Below are 5,409 nucleotides of genomic sequence, written 5' to 3' on the forward strand. Positions count from 1 at the left end.
TAACCTTTAGCTGAAGTTGCTGAAACTCCATTTCTAATTGGCTATATTCAGCTTGCAGTTGAGCAGACTGTTCTTTTATTTGTCCATTTTCTGCTTGCAATTGATTAACCTTTAGCTGAAGTTGCTGAAACTCCATTTCTAATTGGCTATATTCAGCTTGTTGTCGTTCAGATTCAGTTTGCAAGTGAGAACAGCTGGCTTGCAACCGTTCATATTCTCCATATCGAGGTATCCACTTATATAAATAATCTGAGACAGCTTTCGCCTCTACTTTGGAGTCTATGAGTTTTGCCTGATGATTGGCGATTGCTTCTCGATACAGAGCCACAATCTCGTTGACTGTGGCATTAAGTCCAGCCGTTTCACGTATTCGCCGAGAAACCTCAGCAGCATCATCACAGTCATATCGAGTAATTTCTCTAACTAGCACATCCGGATGCACAGGTTCTTGGAGTGCGCGAATGCCAAAATTGAAGCGTCTAAGTTGGCTCAATTCCCCTGCTGTCACCATTGAACCAGCACCCCTGTAGTCACAGAGAATCACTGCACAACCAACCGCCATTGCTTCCAAGGCACATTTTGCCTTTGCAAAAACCAAGTCGTAGTTGCCAAGAACCTTTTCTGGGTGGATACAGACATTGCCTACACTCGCTCCAATTACATCTAAAGTAATACCTGTACGAGTACATGCTTGTTGAACTGCTCGTAGATATGTGTGTTCGCTGGCCTGGTTGCTAAATACTAATGCTCGTTTGGGAAATTTTGGCAGTGAAGAACGCGGACAAAATTTGTCTAAATCAACCCAATTATGGATAACCCGAACACGATCTTCTGAAATGCCATGCCTGAGTATTAGGCGATCGCGACAGGTGTAATCAACGCCAACATAGTATTGAATGCGAGGAAGTAAAGGTGGACAATCGTGCCACGCCAGCCAATCATGACAAAAAAATATCCCAGGTACTTCTGGAAAATGTAACATAGCTATCATCGTCCCTGGATGATGATGTCCGTGAATAATGTCCGGGACTGCTCCGACTGCATTTAGGTTATCTACCACAGGAACTGTAGCTACACGAAGTTCTTCTACTATGGAGTCTGTTTGAGTTGATGTACCCAGATGTGTGCAGTAAACAATAGGTGTATGCCCTTGCTTGAGTAACTTGATTGCCAAGTCTCTTACATAAGTTTCTGTTCCAGTCCGTGTGGCAAGGGTAATATTAGTAATTAAAACTCGCAAACCACCCATTAGCTCAACCTTTTGATGTAATTCCAAAGCGTTTCAGCCAATGGGTAGACGTGTTCGCGATAACGCAGCACTTGCTGAAACAAGCCAGATGCCACTTTTTTTTCACCGTACTGTTCGTAAAAAGGTGTTCCTGGCATCTGACAATCATTTTTACCACGAACGTGGACTCTACGAAAACACTCGATTCGGAACGCTTCTATTCCGAATGCTTCGATTGCACAATTCACTTCCGCAGCAATCTCATCATATGCTTGGGCAGTCGCTAGTTTTCTTACCAAGGCATCATTATTTAGCGGCAGGCAAATCATTTGCTCAGAGAATGGTGCGGGGAAGCTATCTGGTTTCCCACTCAACAAAAAGTCAAAGTTATCAATCTGATGTCCTCTTTTAAGCAAAATCTCTACAGCAGCATTGATTATTAGGCGACAGATATCATGAGATGGATTGTAGCCTTCTACTGCGTCCCCAATAACTAATTCCACCTTCAACTGAGTGAGTATGTTAACTAATTCTTCAGTAAGTCTAATAAATAAATCAAAGTCTCGATTTAGAATTGCTGCATAAACTTGTTTATCTGAAAATCGACCATAAATATTACCTTGTTTGGCATTAACTTTTTTTAGAACTTTTGTAGTTGAGTCTAGCCTCGACTTGCCTGAATGCCCGGAGCCATCTGTTAGAACGAATACAAAGGGGTGAGCTAACTCTAACCAGCCATGAACTCTAATCTCGTGTCCTGGATGGGCAATGATTAGGGCGCTGCAAGAGGTAGTTAGACAATCGTTAGGTATCATTCATTTCTATTTAAAAGAGATTTTTGGCTATCTGTATTAGTGTATAGTCACGGGGAGTATAACGTTTACCAATTCGCTGCATGGGTGATAAACGTCAAAATTGACAATCATTTTATGCTGAAAAATCCTCAAAAATTTCAAATTGACAATATCTGAATTTTTAGGTCTTTTCTAAATAAGTTCCGATATCGAATCACTCATCTGCTTTTGCAAGCGCTGGCGATTATCATCATATTTCAATACCGTCTGCACTTGGGCGTGTCTGCTGAATCGCTGGGTAGCACGGTAGTTGCCATTATTGAGATCCAATACTGTAGTAATCGCACTGTGGCGGACACGATGCGACGACATCTTCTTAGTAATTCCGGCTTGCTTGCATAGCCCATCCACCAATCGCCTGATTGCTTCCTTGGTTAATCTCGCTCCATTCAAGTGATAGGCTAGCACCGTAAAAAGCGGGTCATTGCTACGTCTCTTCTTACTTGTTTTAATCCAACTGGCGATCGCCAATGCGGTTTTGTCCGATAGGTCAAGAACTTCCTTCTGGCTACCCTTGCCTTTCCCTAAAATTTCAAGAGTCTTCTCCTTTGGGTTAAAGTCACGCACATTTAAATTGACTATCTCATTGCGACGCAAGCCATTATCCTAGAGTAACCGCAGTAGTGCATAATCGCGCTTGCCCTTTAGGGTGTTCTGGTCAACCAACGCTATAACTTGGGCATAGTCAGTCGCTCTAATTCCTGTCGTGTCGCGGTAGGTTTCGACCCTTTCACCTTTGACATCATCGACATAGAAATTGCAGACACCCAGCCGCCGCCCCATTGCCACCATCGACTTGATAGCACTAAGCCGACGATTCACCGTAGCTTCAGCCAGTTTTTTCTTGATGAGATGCGCCTTGTACATGAGAACCACAGCAACGGCGTGACGCTGCTCCAGGTGCAGAAACTCTAACACTAAGTCCCGGCTTGGTTCTTTCTTGGCAACGAACAGAAAAAAATCTTTCAAGTCTTTCTGGTATTTACGCTTGGTGTTGAGCGATCGCTTATCCCCAATCAACTGCTGAATTACATCGGGGTCATTCTCTAGAGAAAAGTCAGAGCCGATCGCTAGGAAGAGCGAGTTCTCCAAAACAGTTAAATTTTCGGGGTGAATGGGGGTCATGGTTTTGAGCAGGGGAGAGATAAGCGTTCGCCCTGGGGGGAGCTCCCCCCAGGGCGAACGCTTGTGTATGTATTGTTTCTGATGTCAAATAGATTGCACATTAAATAGACTTTAGTATCCTTAATTAAGAATTCCAAATTAATAACTTTTTGAGATTTTAGCAGTGGCTTTGAATCAAACAAAACAAGATTAATGATGAGTTATTGATTTTCCCTGATTCAGCAGCCTAGCTACTAACTTTTGAATTCTTAAAACCAATGACGTTAAATAATATATTTTCTGATAGTAAGGAGAATTAAATTGTGCCGATTAAGCGCGTTCTGGCTGGGCTAAATCAATTTCAGGACAACTATTTTGTTGCTCACCGTGAGTTATTTGAGCATTTGTCGCATGGGCAAAATCCAGAAGTGTTGTTTATAACTTGCTCTGACTCAAGAATCGATCCATTTTTAATTACACAAAGTCAACCAGGAGATTTGTTTGTTATTCGTAATGTTGGTAATCTCATACCATGTTATGGAAGGTTGAATAGTGGCGAAGCTGCGGGTATAGAATATGCTGTTGAGGCTTTGGGTATTAAAGATATTGTTATCTGCGGACATTCTCATTGTGGTGCCATGAAAGGGTTACTACAAATAGGTAATCTGGCTGGGCAAATGCCTTTGGTTTATGAATGGTTGAAGAATCATGCTGAAGCTACCCGCCGGATTGTGCTAGATAACTACCAAGGTTATCCTCATGAGAAACTGTTAAAAATTGCTATTGAGCAAAACGTCCTCACACAGATAGAAAACTTAGAGACTTATCCTGTAATTCGTTCCAAACTTCACAGTAATCAACTTACACTTCATGCTTGGATTTATGAAATTGAAAGTGGAGAAGTGTTTGCCTACGATGCCGAAGATGGGAAATTTAGAGTTCTCAAAAATCGTTCGTTTCCTGTGCCTAATCCTCTAATTAGTGTACAGTCAAGTTAAAAATGAGGATTTAATGATACTACGCCGCAGTAACTAACACCCCAGCATCAATAAAATTTAGCGATCGCTCTATTAGGCGGGGCGTAGCCGCTACATTAAAACCGGAAAAATCCGGGCAACCTTTATCTCTAATATCAACATCTCGATACAACGCTCTTGGCGGACAAACCGCCGTCACCGGACAATCCCGGACACAAAACGAGTTAATTTATACGGCGGTAAGTCCTGCGGTTGCCCGGATTTTTACACGTTTAGACCCTCTCCATCGCATTCTCTCAGGACTTGTATAGAAAGTGGTACAGACGAGCGTATATATACAAACTCACCCTGGCTTGTATAGACCACGGCGATGGCCTACGCTCGACCATGCGATCTGGCTCTTGCTGATTGGTTGATTGCTAGGGGGGAAATGAATGCTAATTTACGTGTAATGTGAATTGAGTGATGAAATCCTTGTAAATTCGTCGATGGTTCCAAAACCAAGATTTTTAACAAGTCTTGAAACCCTTATGGAACAAGAGACTTTTTTAATTCACATTAGGCGTAATTTACCAATTTTTACAGCGTTAGATTTTCATAATACTGGGCATAGATTGACTACGGATGCCATTTATAAAATAGTGGCTACTGCTTTTAAGGCAGTGGGAGTGAAGAAACCTATGTCACCGCACAGGGTCAGGCATTCGGCAATTACGGCGGCGCTTGATGCAACTGATGGGAATATTAGAAAAGTGCAGAAGTTGAGCCGTCATGCTGACCCGCGAACGCTGATGATTTATGATGATAACAGGAATAAAGACCTGTGGGAGATGTCGGAACTGTTGACGGGTATGTTGAAGGATTCGGGCGAATAAAAATTAATCAATTGACTAAACTGTAATTTTTTATTCTTGTGTAAGAGTAATACTAAAGCATTAATATTTGCTTAGAGTTAATAAATAGACCTCTTACAGAATTATTTTATGGTAAGGTAAAAGATTTTGACATAAATTTGCTCTGCCAATGCGATACGAACAAACTTTGCGACTGTCCAATCGAGAATTTAAACGTCTAGTTGGGGTACAAAGACACACATTTAATCAGATAGTCAACGTACTACAAGATGCTGCCAGTCACAGACAAACAAGGGGCAGTTCTAAAAAACTGTGTTTGGAAGACCAGGCTTTGGTGTGTTTAACATACTGGCGTGAATATCGAACTTATTTCCATATCGCCAGTGATTGGC

The 5,409-nt window shown here is 41.9% G+C and carries 8 protein-coding genes; 3 read left to right on the plus strand and 5 right to left on the minus strand.

The features are described from left to right. The 4 genes from I8752_RS29730 to I8752_RS37725 form a co-directional block, all read right to left on the minus strand. Positions 1–1,249, minus strand: a 1,249-nt coding sequence (locus I8752_RS29730; protein WP_214435806.1) for a glycosyltransferase, incomplete at its 3' end; no start/stop codon positions are given. Further along, on the minus strand, positions 1,249–2,043 hold the full coding sequence (locus I8752_RS29735) for a hypothetical protein (RefSeq protein ID WP_214435807.1): 795 nt from the start codon (positions 2,041–2,043) through the stop codon (positions 1,249–1,251). The genes I8752_RS29735 and I8752_RS29730, both read right to left, overlap by 1 nt. Positions 2,044–2,214: 171 nt before the next feature. Further along, a complete protein-coding gene (locus tag I8752_RS37720; RefSeq protein WP_225895991.1) occupies positions 2,215–2,679 on the minus strand; it encodes a tyrosine-type recombinase/integrase in 465 nt (154 codons plus the stop codon). Between the two features lie 9 nt (positions 2,680–2,688). Then, on the minus strand, positions 2,689–3,207 hold the full coding sequence (locus I8752_RS37725) for a site-specific integrase (RefSeq protein ID WP_225895992.1): 519 nt from the start codon (positions 3,205–3,207) through the stop codon (positions 2,689–2,691). 302 nt (positions 3,208–3,509) lie between these two features. Here I8752_RS37725 and I8752_RS29745 point away from each other — a divergent pair, with 302 nt between their 5' ends. After that, positions 3,510–4,184, plus strand: coding sequence for a carbonic anhydrase (locus tag I8752_RS29745; protein WP_214435808.1), 675 nt, complete (start codon positions 3,510–3,512; stop codon positions 4,182–4,184). Between the two features lie 19 nt (positions 4,185–4,203). On the opposite strand, the gene I8752_RS29750 is transcribed toward I8752_RS29745, so the two are convergent. Further along, positions 4,204–4,362, minus strand: a complete 159-nt coding sequence (locus I8752_RS29750; RefSeq protein ID WP_214435809.1) for a hypothetical protein — start codon at positions 4,360–4,362, stop codon at positions 4,204–4,206. 289 nt (positions 4,363–4,651) lie between these two features. Between I8752_RS29750 and I8752_RS29755 the strand changes: the two genes are divergently transcribed. Then, entirely contained in the window at positions 4,652–5,038 is a 387-nt protein-coding gene (locus tag I8752_RS29755) for a tyrosine-type recombinase/integrase (protein WP_225895993.1), read from the plus strand. Between the two features lie 148 nt (positions 5,039–5,186). Continuing rightward, positions 5,187–5,409: transposase family protein (locus tag I8752_RS29760; RefSeq protein ID WP_214435810.1), on the plus strand; the 223-nt coding region annotated here is incomplete at its 3' end.

Source organism: Dendronalium phyllosphericum CENA369, from assembly GCF_016056275.1.
GTDB lineage: Bacteria > Cyanobacteriota > Cyanobacteriia > Cyanobacteriales > Nostocaceae > Dendronalium > Dendronalium phyllosphericum.